The organism is Chryseobacterium sp. CS3K3.1 (genome assembly GCF_059515165.1).
The window spans coordinates 1-15,949 of the sequence record NZ_JCAKRV010000026.1; the positions used below are offsets into that span (position 1 = coordinate 1).

11 protein-coding genes and 1 pseudogene are annotated in these 15,949 nt (G+C 33.5%); 10 read left to right on the plus strand and 2 right to left on the minus strand.

Translation table 11 applies throughout. The features are described from left to right. Nucleotides 1-182: 182 nt before the first annotated feature. The 7 genes and pseudogenes from AC5YGI_RS19895 to AC5YGI_RS19925 form a co-directional block, all read left to right on the plus strand. A pseudogene (locus AC5YGI_RS19895) lies at nucleotides 183-560 on the plus strand (GLPGLI family protein); the annotation flags it as partial. A 237-nt stretch (nucleotides 561-797) separates the two neighbouring features. Then, on the plus strand, nucleotides 798-3,182 hold the full coding sequence (locus AC5YGI_RS19900) for a TonB-dependent receptor (RefSeq protein WP_496169390.1): 2,385 nt from the start codon (nucleotides 798-800) through the stop codon (nucleotides 3,180-3,182). 284 nt (nucleotides 3,183-3,466) lie between these two features. Continuing rightward, on the plus strand, nucleotides 3,467-4,960 hold the full coding sequence (locus AC5YGI_RS19905) for a BspA family leucine-rich repeat surface protein (protein WP_496169392.1): 1,494 nt from the start codon (nucleotides 3,467-3,469) through the stop codon (nucleotides 4,958-4,960). A 166-nt stretch (nucleotides 4,961-5,126) separates the two neighbouring features. Further along, nucleotides 5,127-5,834 carry a hypothetical protein gene (locus AC5YGI_RS19910; RefSeq protein WP_446105784.1) on the plus strand — a complete coding sequence of 236 codons (708 nt, stop codon included), beginning with the start codon at nucleotides 5,127-5,129 and terminating at the stop codon, nucleotides 5,832-5,834. A 22-nt stretch (nucleotides 5,835-5,856) separates the two neighbouring features. Then, nucleotides 5,857-6,468 (plus strand): hypothetical protein, encoded by a 612-nt coding sequence (locus AC5YGI_RS19915; RefSeq protein ID WP_496169395.1) that lies wholly within the window; start codon nucleotides 5,857-5,859, stop codon nucleotides 6,466-6,468. Nucleotides 6,469-6,739: 271 nt separating this feature from the next. Then, nucleotides 6,740-7,675 carry a DUF6624 domain-containing protein gene (locus tag AC5YGI_RS19920; RefSeq protein ID WP_496169397.1) on the plus strand — a complete coding sequence of 312 codons (936 nt, stop codon included), beginning with the start codon at nucleotides 6,740-6,742 and terminating at the stop codon, nucleotides 7,673-7,675. 456 nt (nucleotides 7,676-8,131) lie between these two features. Continuing rightward, nucleotides 8,132-8,593: a VOC family protein gene (locus AC5YGI_RS19925; RefSeq protein ID WP_496169399.1), complete on the plus strand. Its 462-nt coding sequence runs from the start codon at nucleotides 8,132-8,134 to the stop codon at nucleotides 8,591-8,593. Nucleotides 8,594-8,915: 322 nt separating this feature from the next. Here AC5YGI_RS19925 and AC5YGI_RS19930 read toward each other — a convergent pair whose 3' ends face one another. Next, a complete protein-coding gene (locus AC5YGI_RS19930; RefSeq protein WP_496169404.1) occupies nucleotides 8,916-9,698 on the minus strand; it encodes a YdcF family protein in 783 nt (260 codons plus the stop codon). Between the two features lie 502 nt (nucleotides 9,699-10,200). Between AC5YGI_RS19930 and AC5YGI_RS19935 the strand changes: the two genes are divergently transcribed. Further along, a complete protein-coding gene (locus AC5YGI_RS19935) occupies nucleotides 10,201-10,989 on the plus strand; it encodes an O-methyltransferase (RefSeq protein ID WP_496169406.1) in 789 nt (262 codons plus the stop codon). 242 nt (nucleotides 10,990-11,231) lie between these two features. Here AC5YGI_RS19935 and AC5YGI_RS19940 read toward each other — a convergent pair whose 3' ends face one another. Further along, the gene (locus tag AC5YGI_RS19940) at nucleotides 11,232-11,462 is read right to left on the minus strand and encodes a SymE family type I addiction module toxin (RefSeq protein WP_228406585.1); all 231 of its coding nucleotides are present in this window, start codon (nucleotides 11,460-11,462) and stop codon (nucleotides 11,232-11,234) included. 150 nt (nucleotides 11,463-11,612) lie between these two features. Here AC5YGI_RS19940 and AC5YGI_RS19945 point away from each other — a divergent pair, with 150 nt between their 5' ends. Together AC5YGI_RS19945 and AC5YGI_RS19950 are read left to right on the plus strand one after the other, a co-directional pair. Continuing rightward, nucleotides 11,613-12,023: a helix-turn-helix transcriptional regulator gene (locus tag AC5YGI_RS19945; protein ID WP_496169409.1), complete on the plus strand. Its 411-nt coding sequence runs from the start codon at nucleotides 11,613-11,615 to the stop codon at nucleotides 12,021-12,023. 107 nt (nucleotides 12,024-12,130) lie between these two features. Beyond that, complete coding sequence (locus AC5YGI_RS19950) at nucleotides 12,131-15,790, plus strand: SIR2 family NAD-dependent protein deacylase (protein ID WP_496169412.1); 3,660 nt, start codon at nucleotides 12,131-12,133, stop codon at nucleotides 15,788-15,790. Nucleotides 15,791-15,949 lie beyond the last annotated feature (159 nt).

Sequence of the window (15,949 nt, forward strand, 5' to 3'; positions counted from 1 at the left end):
AAAAGCTTTCCTTTTTTTATGCTCAAAAAAAAGACTGTCTCACTTTTGAGACAGCCTCTTTTGTATTCTTAAAAATTAAATTTTCCTGCATTACATTATTCCATCAGGGAAATTTGAGCTAGATCTTAAAGAAACCTTTCTATTTATAACTTTTAAGATTTAAGCTTGGGGAAGCATGGTATACTCAAGATGTACCCATTCAGGCCGGACCGTATATTTTTCGAAATTTACCCGGATTCATCATCGAGATGGCAGATTCTACCAGCTCTTATACGTTTAACCTTTATTCTCTAAAGAAAAAATCTGATACATTAGATTTTGAGAATATATACAAAGGAGCCCTCACTGTTCCGCAAAAGCAGTTACAGAAAGTATCTTTAGATTATTATAATGACCCATTAAGAGAAATGAAATCAAGCAATGTTCAGGCAAAATTTATAGATGAAAGAGGAAAAGAGGTGAAGCCAAATTTCAGAGAAATGACCAAAACAATCCAGTCCCGTCTGAAGAAGTACAATAATCCGATAGAGCTGTCGGATGCTATAAAATATCCGAACTAATGTAGATTGAGATTAAACATATTCATAATATTAATGTAATAGTTTCAGCCGCTCTTTCCAGGGCGGCTTTTTTATGTACTACAAGAAAATCTGAGAGTAGTAAAAAATAACTGGCAGAGAACTATTTTTCAATTATTTAGATTTAAACATGAAATTTCGGAGACAATCAATAAAGCAACAAAGTTGCATTAATAAATTTAATTTTCTAGCTTTGCCGGATCATTAAAGTATATGCACATGAAAAGGACCTTTTATTTTTTGGCAGGCAGCTCACTTATTTATTCTTCATCACTTCTGAAAGCGCAGAAAATTATCCCCGAAAAAAGAACGGTAAAGGACATAGAGTCCATTCAGGTACAGGGAAAAACAAATTACAACGCTGCCAATATTTCAAGAAAAAAACTGGATTTCATTCAATCCAATACCCTGGGAGAAACATTGAGTAAAATTCCAGGAATTCAAAATTCGGGATATGGACCGAATTCCGGCGCTCCCGTTATCAGAAGCTTAAGCGGAAACCGGGTAAAAATACTGGAAAACGGAATGGCCGTGAATGACCTTTCGGGAATAAGCCCGGATTTTAATACGGATATCGAAATGAACAGTGTTCAGAATATCACTGTTTACAAAAATTCTGCATCGGTTTTGTATGGTGGAAAAGCTATTGGAGGAGCCGTAGATATTGAAACAGATTATATTGCCAGACAGCTTCCGGAAAAAAAGATAAATTTCAAAGGACTCCTTGAAGGAGGCAGTAACAGTGGTCAGAAACAGGCTTTTTCAGCCAGAGGAATTATTGCTAAAAACTGGGTTTGGACTGTTGGAGCATCCAATCAGAAGCAGGAAATAGTCAGAATTCCGGGAAAATCAAAAGACGACAGATGCTATGATCCTGAGCTTGTAGGTTTCAACAGTATTTTACAGTCACTTTGCCAGATCAATGTAGATTCCAGACGTGTCCTGAATAAGAGCCTTTTTCCTTATATCAGTCAGTTTGCCAAAGATCATATGATAGAATATGAGCTTTCGGAAGATGATCTGTATACATTCAGTTCCACGTATTACAATCCTGCTGACGGTAAATATTATCCCAACCCGAAGAACGATCTGTACATTCCTGGCCAGGATGCAGTGAAAGACCGGTACAAAAGTGAAGTAAACGGAATCAAAGATTATGTGGAAACAAGAGACGGCGAGATTCCCAACAGTCATTCAGAAAGCAATTCATTTTATGTTGGCACCAGTTATATAGGAAAATCATTGTATGCTGGAGGCGCGTATCAGAATTCTTACTCCTATTTTGGAGTTCCCGGGTATGCAATACCTAAAATACCCCAACATAGCCATGGAAAACCACAACCCAAAATAGAATATAGTCCCATTAATATCAGAAGCTTATCTCACAAAGCGATGTTTGAATCCGGTTACAAGTTTACCCGTTTTCCGATTTCAAGCATCAAACTGAACTATATGGGAGTATTTTCAAAAAATGCAGAACTTCTGGATCGTTACCGTGCCAATCAGTTTGCTGTGAACCAGCATAACGGACGCCTGGAAATCACCCAGCAGAAATTACAATTTCTTACCGGAACCACAGGCCTTGAAATACAATACAGAGATATGGAAGGAACTGGAGGCCAGAGATACTTACCCAATAATATAAGCTGCGAAATCGGAATCTTTACCATGCAGCACCTTGATTTTAATTTTCTTCAACTGGATCTTGGGTATAGAAACGATCATGTACAACGCAGGGCAGAAGCAGATAGTAAGTATGTCAGAAGCCGCGGACTTTCCGGAGGAAAACTCAGTGACAGAGATTTCACTCTTCACCAATTTCATAGTTCCGCACAATGGACTCTCTTTAAAAAAGGGTATCTGAAAGTACAGTACAACCATTCAGAAAGAGCTCCGGAAGTGAATGAGCTTTATTCAGGAAACAATCATTTTGCGATCCTGACAGAAGAAAATGGTGATGACAAGCTGGATAAGGAAACAGCCAATACCGTTGAAATCGGGACTGGAGTTAATCTGAAAAACCTCCGGATATCTGCCAGCTGGTATCATACCTCTTATAAAAACTATATTTATCTTGCCCACACCGGTATTTCCAGAGAAGTTTTTCTGGTAAAAGAATGGCGTTCCGATGATACGGAGATAAATGGAATTGAAGCGGAAGCTGCTTATAAAGCAGATCTCGGAAAAGCAGGAAAGTGGGAGATAGGCGGATATTATGATCTGGTAAGAAATATAAGCGTTGCCGACAGCTCCATAAGAAAGTGGAGTGATGGCGATTATATGCCCAATATGCCTACCAGCCGTTTCGGGTTCAATCTGGAAGGAACTCTAGAGAACTTCAGCGTGAATATCAGCTTAGACCATTACTTACAGCAAAAATATTTAGGTAAAAATATTAATCCTGAACTTCCAATGCCCGCATTTTCACTGTTGAATGCCCGTTTTTCTTATAAGGACAGCAGTCTGGGTTTAGATAATCTGGAATATTATATCATAGGAAATAACCTGCTGAATGCTGAGGCAAGACTTCAGAACTCTCAGTTAAAATTTCTCAGTCCGCTTCCCGGAATTACTATTTCCGCCGGTGTGAAAATCACCATATAAATCAATCTGTTTTCTGCAGTTATTATTACTTAATAGCTGCAGATTTTTTTTAGGTATCCATGTAAAACCACCTTTTAGAATACAGACTATTTCTGCTAGTTTGTACGCTGTTTTTTATACAAAAATTAATCAAAAAAAAAGAAAAAAAAGAGGGAAAAACTTTTAATACGACGAGTTTTGTCGCTGTGCGCCAGTACCTTTGTATCAGAGATAAGATAAAGAATCCCGGGAAATTAATTGTCTTACCCAAACCAATTTTAACCTTAAAACGACTTTTTTAAATTATGTGTAAAAAACAACTAATAATCATTTTTCTCCTTTTATTTTGCATTTCCTATGCGCAGAATGAATTTACTACCATCTGGAAACCCAATGCAAACGGCATTATTGATCATTCAATAAGATTCGGCGGCACAGGAACCGATTACACCATTTACTGGCACGAAGTAGGATATCCTGAGCATAACGGGATGTTTGATAATGTAAACTCTAGCAGCAGTGAGCCTTTACTTATATATTTTGGGCCATCATTCCATCCAGATCCTCTGCAGGCCACTTATGAATTAAAAGTATTCAGCGGTAACGGATTATTTTATGGGTTCAGGGCCAATACCGACATCATTCCTCCAGGTGGAAATCAGGAACTCATAGAACTCAGCCAGTGGGGAAATACGACATGGCTTCAGCAATTCGACAGAGCATTTGCCAACTGTCCCAATCTTAACGTAACGGCTGCAGATACTCCTGATTTGACACAGATAACCAGTTTATCACAAATGTTCCTAAACTGTTCATCTTTGACAGGCCATACTTCATTTTCTTACTGGAATCCATTCCGTATTACGGACATGAGCGGTATGTTCAGCGGAGCAACGCTGTTTAATCAGAATATCGGAAACTGGGATACGGCAAAAGTAACGAATTTCAGCAGTATGTTTTCTTCTGCATCTTCTTTCAATCAGGATATTTCTGGCTGGAATACGGTATCCGGAACTGATTTCTCCTCCATGTTTGCAGATGCCACAGCTTTCAATCAGCCATTAAATTCATGGAATACAGAAAATGCGACTAATTTCCGCTATACATTCTATAATGCGGCAGCATTTAATCAGCCACTTGACAACTGGAATACAGGTAAAGTGACAGATTTTGAGCATATGTTTGAAAATGCAGTATCATTCAATCAGCCCATCGGAAACTGGGATGTAAGTAAGGCTGATTATTTCGCCGGATTAAATATGTTTGCAGGTACTTCGCATTTTGACCAGGATATTTCTTCATGGAATATCAAGCTGCAGAACTTCAACTGGAATACAATCTATTTCGGATTTAAAAATGCCGGCTTATCTTGTACGAATTACAGCAATTTTCTCATCGCTCTGAATAATAATCCTACCTGGGCAAACTCCACAATAACGTCCGGAACTATAGATGCAGCAGGATTGGTTTATTCTACACCGCAAGCGATGCTGGCCAGAGCGCAGCTGATCAACAAAGGTTTTAATATTATCGGAGATACCTATATTTCAGGTTGTTTTCTGTCAACAAGAGAAGCTTCTCCAAAAACAAAAACTTCCGCTTATCCTAATCCAACGACAGGAGTGATCAACGTGGAATCCTCAGTAGACGAAAATGTGTATTTATATGATAATAACGGTAACCTCATTAAAAATATATTGTTCAGAAAAGGGAAAAATACCATCGATCTGACTGAATATCCTTCAGGAGACTATATCTTTAAAGGTGATACTTTTTTCCATAAAATCACCAAGCAATAGTAGAACAGCCGAAAGGTTAGCTATTTAAACCCTGCTCCAAAATCTGCGGATTTTGGAGCTTTATGGTTTTCCTCATTTTATATATAAATAACTGTGTTATATTTGTGTACACTGGAATAATCAACTGCAAACTAAAAATTGAATTCCAATATACAAAATAACAATTATGAAAAAAACAATTACTCTTTTTACTATTCTCTTATCGATAGTAAATATTCAAGCTCAGGAAAATATTGATTTATTGACCTACGAAAACACACAGGATATTAATTTCTTCAACACTATTAAAAACGGTGCTCAGGTTAAGGAATATATAACAACGAGTAAAAATAGTGTAAAGGTAGGTGATACTTTAATATTAGGATCTCCAACCTCTGAAGAGCTGAATACAAGGACTTATTCAGGAAGTTACGGAAATAAAGCAAGAGGGGGAATTTCACAATCAAGAAGTACTTCCAAAAAGACTTATGACTTTGTACAAATGGGAAGACCGGCTGGATTTGGAAGTATTATGTCTGCTATGGGTGGAGAAGCACAAAATATGGCAGATATCAGCTTAAAAAATACTAAAGTGATTGTCAGAGAAATAAAAACTTATCATAGAGGCAGCAAAAATAAGCCTTTGTACGTAGTTATGGTTTTGGGAGAAATAAATGACAGAGCTTTTGGTATCAATAAATATTTAAGCGTGATGGATACGGAGCTAGGGATTGAATCTGGTGAAATTCTTTTAAAAAATAGAAAAATGACCAGAGAAGAAGCGATTGCAAAATTAAAAGAAGCAAAAGAACTCGTGGAAATTGATATGATGAGCAAGGAGAAGTTTGAAGAACTGAAAAAAGAACTTGCTCCGATTATTAACAATAATAACTAAGAATTACACTTGTATTGATAGTATGGCCAGCAACTTTCCGGATATTTTAACGAACAAAAAGGATAATGAAAAGAAGCCAGAATTTCGAAATGTACTGTTTAATTTAGACAAAAGCATTATCAGCAATGACAATGTGGAACATCTGATGACTATTTACAACTCAGCAAAACAATTAGATATTCGAAATAAAATATTAAAATTGCTTTATGACTTTACTTATCCGTTACTGAAGGATTTTTTCCTGAATGCCTATAAGAAAGAACGTTATCTGGATATGAAAATATATGCCTTACGCGGACTTTCAAATTTTATTGAGGAAAAGGAAATCACTCAGCTTTTAAAAAAATTTAACCAATCATTGGCTAAAAGACAGCAAACGACACCTTATAACTTTCAGGAGTACGAACTTTTAAAAGGAGGAAATGCTTTGCCGTACTTAGTTGAAAAATATGGTTATCCTTGTTTTAAAGAAACATTAGAACAAGTAAACAGACAATACGAGGCTATGCCTGATGCTTTTAAAGGACATTATACAATTGATGACAACGGGGACATCAAAATGCTGAAAAGCGCGGGAGAATCTAAGGCAATTATGGACAAATTCTGGGAAGAGGAGAGAAGCAAGCTAAAATAATTTTTAGTTTTTATAAACATTTTTTAAGATGATGTTTCAATTAAAAACATACTGAAATTTTATCTAAAAACAAAAGATTCATCAAATCATCCAAAACTTAGGATGATTTTTTTGTGATTTCTTAACAATCCCATCATCAAAATAAATTTTATATTCGTAGCATAAATGGCTTTGTAAAAATTATATCAATTAAATTGAGTCTGAAAACAAAACGTAACCATCTAAAATCTAAGAATTAAATACAGAAAAAATGAGAAACACTCTTTATGCTTTGTTGTTATTATTTTTATTCACAGGCGCTAACGCTCAGGAATACTCAAAATTAATCATTGAAGCCGATCAATTATATAGGGCAAAAGATTATAAAATGTCTACGGATGTATATGGTAAAGCTTTTAAAATCGAAAGCGAAAATCCAAGTCACTTATATAATGGCGCATGTTCATCTTCCTTGGCAGGAAATACAAAACAAGCATTCAAATGGCTGAACCTATCCATAGATAAAGGCTGGACCAATCTGAAGCACTTAAAATCTGATTCTGATTTGGATAATCTACATTCAAAAAAAGAATGGGGAAAAACAATTGAAAAGTTAGAAAAGAAAATAGCGGTCATAGAAGCCCATTATGACAAACCATTGCAGGCTGAATTACTGGCAATTCTTGAGGAAGACCAAAAATATAGAATGCAAATGGATGAAACGCAAAAAAAATTTGGTCCGCAATCTAAGGAAATGAATGATCTTTGGAAAAAAACAATGCAGAAAGACTCTCTTAACCTGTTAAAAGTAAAAAAAATATTAGATGAAAAAGGCTGGGTGGGTAAAGACAAAGTAGGTGCACAAGCCAATAGTGCCTTATTTCTTGTGATTCAGCATTCAGATCTGGAAACGCAGAAAAAATATCTACCCATGATGAAAGAAGCTGTCACAAAAGGAAATGCCAGTGCAGGTTCTTTAGCGTTGTTAATTGACAGAATAGAAATCCGGGAAGGCAGAAAACAAATATACGGAAGCCAGATAGGAGTCAATCAAAGTAATAATACTTACTATGTTTTACCTTTACTAGATCCTGATAATGTAGATAAAAGAAGAACAGAAGTTGGCTTGGGTCCAATCTCTGACTACGTTAAAAACTGGAATTTAGCTTGGGACGTTGAAAAGTACAAAAAAGATTTACCTGAATTAGAAAAATTAAATAAGAATTAAATCAATAGAAAACTTCTGATCACAGCAGTTTACAAGATGGCGGATTAAGGGTGTTAAAATTCTTTAATCCGCCATTTCTCATTAGCACAACCTTGAATAGAGTTGAGTATGACTTGAAAACCCCGATACAATAATCAGGAGAGCAAAGTAATGAAACCTAAGATGTTCTGTGAATTTTTGAAACCAGAACAATATACAATTTAACATAATATAAATTATAGGATTTTTATAATAGAAGTGAAATAGAGCATTTATTGTCTGAGAATCCGTTATTCTCAAACTTTTCCTACCCAATAGCTTTTCCTTGACAAGGGTCTTTAAAGGGTCTTCGATCATTAATTATAACTTAACTTCTTTTATATTATGTTAAATTACCCAACAGGAAATTTAGAAGGAAAACCATCTCCTGAAATATAGTTTCCATCATGTTCATTTACCCCTTAAAAATACGAAATCTTGCCACATGACAGTTTTTATTCTGTAAAAACAAAATACCTTTATCCTAACCAAAATATCACCGATATGAAACCTAAAATGATCTGGGCCAATCTGGCCGTAACCGACCTTGAACGCACACAGAAATTCTATACTGAACTGGGTTTCAGGCCCAATAATCCACACACGTCCAATGAACTGGTAAGTTTTTTTATGGCTGGAAATCAATTCATTATTCACTTTTTTTTACAAACTGTTATTGAAAACAACCTGAAAAGTATGAAGTTTGGAGATCCCCACCACTCCAACGAAATCATATTTACCCTTTCTGCAGAAAATAAAACTCAGGTAGACAATTGGGCTGAAGAAGTTAGAAAAGCTGGCGGAACCATAGTGTCAGAGCCTGAGACTTTTGGAGACAATTACTACGGTTTTGTATTTGCAGATCCGGATGGACATAAATTTAATGTATTTTTTATGTAACCCTTTACAAAAACCAAATAATCAGGCTGAAATACAATTTGCCCATATATCTCCTCTATTTTCAGTCAGATAGCATAGTTACTGACTTGATAAACACGGCTTATTTGGGCAGCTGTATCGTTTTTTGTATAATTGACTAATATTTAACACTTTGTATGATTTAAAGGTTTAAGTTTTATTTTAAACTTCTGAACTCAAGTGGTTAAAAATGATAGGTTTTATGACTTTATGGTTTTTGTACAGCTTACATACGTTTACTATAAAAACAAAACCGGACACTTAAGTAATTTTAAATGTCCGGTTTTTATCATAAGTGTATGTACTAGCCATTCAATCCCAAACTGTTATACAGCTGCACCTGCCATATTCCCAGTACTTCTTTAAGCATCACAAAAGTAAATGCTGCGTTATAGCTGTTAGGAAACCAGGTAATTTCCGTATCTATAAAATCTGAAGCTTGCGGAACGGGATTTACCCCAAATGTCTGAAACAAAGCCACAGACCTTTTCATATGAAAACCGGAAGTCACCAGACAGACATCAGAAGGAGCCATCTGTTTAAGGATCTTGCTGGAATATTTTGCATTTTCATAGGTATTCATGCTTTTGTCTTCTTTGATGATATCAGCATCCGAAACCCCCATGTTTTTAAAATTTTCGCTGAAGAGTTCTGCTTCACTTGTATGTCCTCTCCCCTTTCCTGAAATGACTATTTTACAAGGCAGATTATTTTTCCTGTATTCATGATACAGCTGATAGGCGGTTACCAGTCTGGAATAAGACAATGTATGCAGCTTTTCTGTTTGGTTAAAATCTACAACGCCGCCACCCAATACAACGATAACAGGATTCTGAGAAGCCCCGTTTTTATTCGCAATAGTATTCACATAACTTTTCTGCAGATATTCTGCGGTGAACTTTCCGAGAAAACCATTTCCTATAAAAATGATCATTAAAACGGCAACAATGCCAATTCCTATCCGTAGGTTTTTACGTTTGTTTTTTCTTCTTAAAAGTGCAATGATAACCACTGCGAGAAATACTAAGAAATAAGGCTCTGTAAAAAGCTGAATCGTACGAAACAAAAGGTCTAATAAAAACTTCATCTTCAAATAATATTATTTAATACCTGCAAACATTAAAAGCCCAAAGATAAAGCAATTTTCTGAGTATAACTTTCTACAGCAGCAGACCATTCTATATATTCAGGATGATTTCGTCTTATTTTCTTTTGATTTTTTCCATTTATTTTATACATTTGCATACAACACACTTTTTAGTGTGTTAAATAAAATACCTACCCCAGTGAAAAAGCAGAAAAGTATCACCGTTTTGATGACCGTACTCCATATATTTTTGGAAAGGCATTTTTGTAAAGGAAAAAACAAAAATTCTTCTTCACGTATAAAAAAACGATTTCTACTTTAAAAAACTGAAAGCCAACCTGATCTGTTTTTAAATCAAAAACAAGAGATCTCACTGATAATTTCCGGACTGTATTTATTACAAAACCTTAACAGATTTACTGTTAAAATTAATGTTGTCTCAATGCAATATGGCTTTTAAAAAAAGTACATTTGCTGAAAACTATAATACAACATCTGTGAAATGTCAACAGTCCTCAAAACATTTGTAGCTTATCTTAAAAGGCCCCCTCTTTATCCTGAACTGGGCAGAAAAATCATCAAAAACACATTCAACAGAAGAAGTCCGTCCAAAGGAAAAGCCAGAGCAAATTTCTGGGCTGCATCCATAGCCGTTTCTCAGGAAGAGGTGATCTCCAGACTTTTCTCCCGCGATGCTGATCATTTCAGATCTGATTATGCCGATACCCTGCAAAAAGCCAGTGTAAAAGAAAAAGAATGCCCTGTCAAAATGGGTGAACATGGTGCATTGGAGCTTATTTATTATGCATGTGAATTCACCAAAGCACAAAACGTTCTTGAAACCGGAGTGGCTTATGGATGGTCTTCACTTGCGATATTGCTTTCGCTTCAAAAAAGAAACGGCACACTCTATAGTTCAGATATGCCTTTACTTGCTCAGAATGGAGATCAGTATGCAGGATGTGTTGTTCCTGATCATCTTCAAAAATACTGGAAGTTATTCCGTTTTGCCGATAGAGAATCTCTGCCTAAAATTTTCAAGCAGGCTTCCTCATTTGATGTTTTCCACTATGATTCCGATAAAAGTTACCACGGAAGAATGTGGGCGTATCATCAGATCTATAAAAAACTACGACCTGGCGGAGTGTTTATCAGTGATGATATCGGAGACAATTCCGCGTATCAGGATTTTTGCAACCGAATGAATATCAGCACTTGTGTTGTAGAATATAATGGAAAATATATCGGCATTTTTGTAAAAGAATATATTCCACTCATTAGAGCTAAATAACACAATTGATGAGATAAAACTATACTTAATTTAAAAACCATTAAGAAAGCGGTAAGCTGTTAAGAATATGAAGAGAACACAAGACATTCATGAAGCCTTACCGCTCTATTTAAAAAGCACTCTCACCAGGGACCGAAACGAATCTTAATCCTCTTAACCTCTTCCTACAATCTTAATGGTTCAAAATAAAAAAACTTTAATTTAAGAAATTTAAACCTCCTGATGGTTTAAAACTAATATTTTCACTCATAGCTCACTTCCCTTTCCAAAATAATCTGGTTTCTGCTTACGGTTACCAATATCTTATCTCCTGCCTGAAAGCCACATTGCTGTACCCATTTTCCTGTAATTCTTATTTCGGGAAAGTACACGATTCTGCCATACGCCCTTGAAAACGATTTGAGGAAAACCGTAAGGTTACGATTGTGCAGTTCATTATATTTGCTGCTGTTCATTCTTCTTTTTCTTTTCATCTTTGTTATTTTTCAACAAATGAAGGGATAATAAGAAGGATAAACCATCCGGATAAAGGATATTTTATTCTTAAAGACGGATATTTTAGAATAGTATTTATTTTAAAACAGAGCATTATTTTTTTGTTCTAAAGCTTTATATTTGTTATTATGACTTACACAGATATGCAAAATAAAAAAATACATCAGGGTAGAAATATAAAGCGTTTCCGCGAAATGCTGGGCATCAAACAAGAAGCTCTGGCTTTTGAGCTGGGCGACGACTGGAACCAAAAGAAAATCTCCCTTCTGGAACAAAAAGAAACCGTAGAATCTGATATTCTGGCGCAGGTAGCCCAGATTTTGAAAGTTCCCGCGGAAGCGATTGAGAATTTTGATGAGGAACAGGCGGTGAATATTATTTCTAATACTTTCAACGATCAATCGAATGGTTATAACTATTATCCTAACTTCAATTTTAATCCTCTTGATAAAATGGTGGAACTTTATGAGCGTATGCTTCAGCAGCAGAGGGAGATGATTGAGAAGTTGGAAAGGTTGATAGAAGGGAAATCAAAATGAAAAATTTAATAAATAGTTAAATATATTTTATACAAAAATACCTTACTTCTTTTACACCCACTCATTTTTCTTTTCTGGAAAATGTAATACAAGATACTTTAAAACTTATGATAGATAATTTACCATCTGATATTCAGTCATATTTTGCTGAAATAGCTGAACGTTTATGGACAGGACATGCATCTATTATGGTTGGTGCTGGTTTTAGTAAAAATGCAATTAATACTATAAACTCTACAAAGCAACCTCCTAATTGGTGGGAATTGGGAGATACTTTTTATGAAAAACTTCACGGAAAAAAACCTTCAAATGAAATAAAATATGCAAGTTTATTAAAACTTGCTGAAGAATATGAGGCAGCATTTGGTAGATCTGCATTGGAGCATTTTATAGCGAAAAATATTGCTGATAACGAATATGAACCATCAGACTTACACAAAACACTAATGGAATTACCATGGACTGATGTACTTACCACTAATTATGATACGCTTCTTGAACGAAGCTGTAGGGATGTGATTTCAAGAAGGTACGACATTGTAGTTAATAAAAATGATTTAGTCTATTCGAATAAACCAAGAATAATCAAATTACATGGTAGCTTACCCTCAGAAAGACCTTTTATAATAACTGAAGAAGATTATCGGAGCTATCCAAAAAAATTTGCCCCTTTTGTTAATACTGTACAACAATCATTATTGGAAAATACGTTATGCTTGCTTGGCTTCTCTGGTGATGATCCAAATTTTTTACAATGGATAGGATGGATAAATGACAATATTGGGAAAAATAATGCTTCCAAAATTTATTTAGTAGGAGTTTTAAATTTATCTGAATCCCAAAAAAAGCTTTTAAATAATAAAAATATAATTCCAGTTGATTTATCAACATACAAAGATATAAACGGAAATCATCAAAAAGGTTTAGAAGTATTTATTAATTATTTAGCTTGCCAAAGATTCAAACGTGAAAATTTAAATTGGCCGCTGCAAAATGATTTAAAGAAAATTCATATCTCAGTTGATGAAGAAGATTTTAGTCCATTAATTAAAGAATGGCAAAATTGTAGAAAAAAGTATCCAAATTGGATAATTTTACCTCAAATACAAAGGGAAAAATTATGGCTGTTGACAGAATTCCATAGTAGAAACACCTTTGTTTTCAAGAAATTAAAGGATTTAGAAGATTTGGATTATATCTATGAATTAAATTGGAGATTAGAAAAATGTTTATTCCCTATCTGGAATGATATCGCGCCTTATTTTCAAAAAATTTTAGACAGATACAACTTATTTCCTGAATACATATTTGAAAATAGAGAAATCAATATTCAAGACAAAAAACTAATTCGTATTGATCAACATAAATATCAGAATTTTTGGATACAATTATCTTTATCATTATTAAGATTTTACAGGGAGGAAAATTTTGATAAAGAATGGAATGCCACTTATACCATACTTAATTCAATTAAACAGCAATTAACATCTGATCAATTATCATTATTTTATTATGAACAAATTCTTGAGGCTGTTTTTAAATTAAAACTCAATGAGGCAAAAAAAATATTAGATGAATGGCCTCAAGACAATATTTCTGTATTTTGGAATGTAAAACGAGCTATGCTACTATCGGAATTTGGCCAATCTAAAGAAGCTGTAAAGCTCTTAGAGGTAAACCTTCTCGAAATAAGAAGAAAACTCAACTTATCACCAATAGAAGATGACTATACATGGGTTTCTTTGGAGTCTTATGTAATGTACCAACTTAAATTTGTTCAAGAAAATATTCGACTTGAAGAAAATGAAGTTAATCCAAAGATAAAAAGCGATGATTATAGTGAACGTTGGAATGATTTATTACAATACAAATGTGACCCATGGGGAGAGCAGAAATATTTTGATTTAATGTTGCAAAGACCTTATTACCAAAATACTAATACATCTAGTAATAGTGATTTTGAAATAGGTAAAACAACTCGTACATATATCCTTGGAAAAGGATCAGAAGATTTTATAATTGCGTATACTTTTCTTCGTTTTATTGAAGAATTAGCTATACCACTGAGCTTATCACGTTTAAATTTTAGTGATAAAACAATTAATGGAGTATTGGAAAGAATCAAACTTGTATCCCCACAATGGGGAATTTCGATATTAAATAGAAGTAGAAGTGAAAAAGTTGTGGATACTGTTTTTGATCGCGTGCAAATGCTTAAGTTTTCTTCTTCACTCATAGATAAATATACAGAAGAATGCATAAAAAGTTTTTATGAAATTTTACCAGAAAGACAGTCAAACCCAATAGCTCGTGCATTTACTCAAAAAGTTCCTTATTTACTTTCAAGGCTATGTACAAAATGTAATGATTCATTAAAATTAGAAATATATAAATTATGTTTAGAATTATACAATAAAGAATTAGCACTACCAAAAACAGATAAATTATTAAGCAATTTAATTAATTCAAGTAGTAATAATTTATTGAATAAAACATTAGAGATTTTGTTGGAATTTCCTATAATAAACTCAGATTTTGCTATTTCCTATATGCTGCAAGAACCATTTGATTTCGTTAAAGAATATAAAATAAAGGGGGCAATAAAATTTAAAAAAGAGGTTTTTGATTATTTAATTGAGAAAGCTAAAGGAGATAAAGGCATTAGAGAAAATGCCATAAAACGATTGATATTTCTATACAATTGTAAGCAATTAAATAAAAACCAATCTCAAAAATTATTTAATACAATTTGGAGCCAAACAGATGATACGTTTGGGTTTCCTAAAAACACAGTTTTTTATTATTTTGATTTTATTAATTGGCCTCACCCAAAGATCGTAGATGCAGAAGGATTATTTAAAAAATATATCCATGCAGCCAACTTTAATATTCAACAACAAAGAACAGAAAAAGGAAGTGGAATTTCAAGAGGAACTGATAAATACTTTATAGAATTATATTATGGTTCAAAAACAATAAATAATGATAATGGTATTATTTGGAGTACTGAAGAATTAGAAAATATTTTAACTAAATGTGAAGCATGGTGGAGATTAGATAAGTTTTATCTTCTCGATGAAAAATATAAAGATGAGGGATTTGGTGCTAGTATTTATGAAGAGTTTGTGAGTAGATTTAATAAACTACCTGATATAATTTCTAGAGTTTTAGGCTTTGATAAAGATATTCTCAATAATAATATTGTTCATAGAATAAAAACCATATCTGAGGAACTGGAGTCTAACAATATCCCTGTTTTAAGAATAAAAGTTGTATTTAATTTTTACAATGACTACGAAAATTATCTATCAGATCTTATAAAAGGTTTAAGATCAAATAATAGAAGAATATTATTAGATGCATTAAATTCAGTAATACTAGCAGTACATTGCAGTTCATATGCAAATGATATTATTTTTATCAATCGACTAATAGATATTTTATTAATACCTTTACAATGGAAAATGTTGGATTTATTAGGAGATATTTTTGATGTTTTTGATGATTTTATAAATCATAGCAAGATAGTTTCAGATTCAGTTAAGGAAGAGCTATATGATTCTTTACAGTATGTTTTACATCTTTCAATTGATGATAAAATAAGTATTGATGATTTTTTATTATTAAAACAAAAATCAATAAAATTAGCAAGTAGTATATATGAGAAAAATCTTGAATATAATTTAAACATCCCACAAATAGTATATGATTGGAAAGCTATATCCGAAAGTAATGAAGAATTTTCAGATATTAGAAATAGATGGTAATTTTAAAAGAATTCACGAGAGAGCTAAATAAGCATAAAATATTCTATTAAAAACCTTTTGCAATTGATTTGTAAAAGGTTTTTTATTCAATATCAAAAAAAAATCAAAAAAACTTGCGTAGCTAAATAACTACACATATATTTGTAGTCAAATAACTAC

Bases quoted from the DNA above. Each gene is read 5' to 3' on its own strand.
- AC5YGI_RS19900 (WP_496169390.1), top strand. From the start codon at position 798: ATGAAAAGGACCTTTTATTTTTTGGCAGGCAGCTCACTTATTTATTCT.
- AC5YGI_RS19905 (WP_496169392.1), top strand. From the start codon at position 3,467: ATGTGTAAAAAACAACTAATAATCATTTTTCTCCTTTTATTTTGCATT.
- AC5YGI_RS19910 (WP_446105784.1), top strand. From the start codon at position 5,127: ATGAAAAAAACAATTACTCTTTTTACTATTCTCTTATCGATAGTAAAT.
- AC5YGI_RS19915 (WP_496169395.1), top strand. From the start codon at position 5,857: ATGGCCAGCAACTTTCCGGATATTTTAACGAACAAAAAGGATAATGAA.
- AC5YGI_RS19930 (WP_496169404.1), bottom strand. From the start codon at position 9,698: ATGAAGTTTTTATTAGACCTTTTGTTTCGTACGATTCAGCTTTTTACA.
- AC5YGI_RS19935 (WP_496169406.1), top strand. From the start codon at position 10,201: ATGTCAACAGTCCTCAAAACATTTGTAGCTTATCTTAAAAGGCCCCCT.
- AC5YGI_RS19940 (WP_228406585.1), bottom strand. From the start codon at position 11,462: ATGAAAAGAAAAAGAAGAATGAACAGCAGCAAATATAATGAACTGCAC.
- AC5YGI_RS19945 (WP_496169409.1), top strand. From the start codon at position 11,613: ATGACTTACACAGATATGCAAAATAAAAAAATACATCAGGGTAGAAAT.
- AC5YGI_RS19950 (WP_496169412.1), top strand. From the start codon at position 12,131: ATGATAGATAATTTACCATCTGATATTCAGTCATATTTTGCTGAAATA.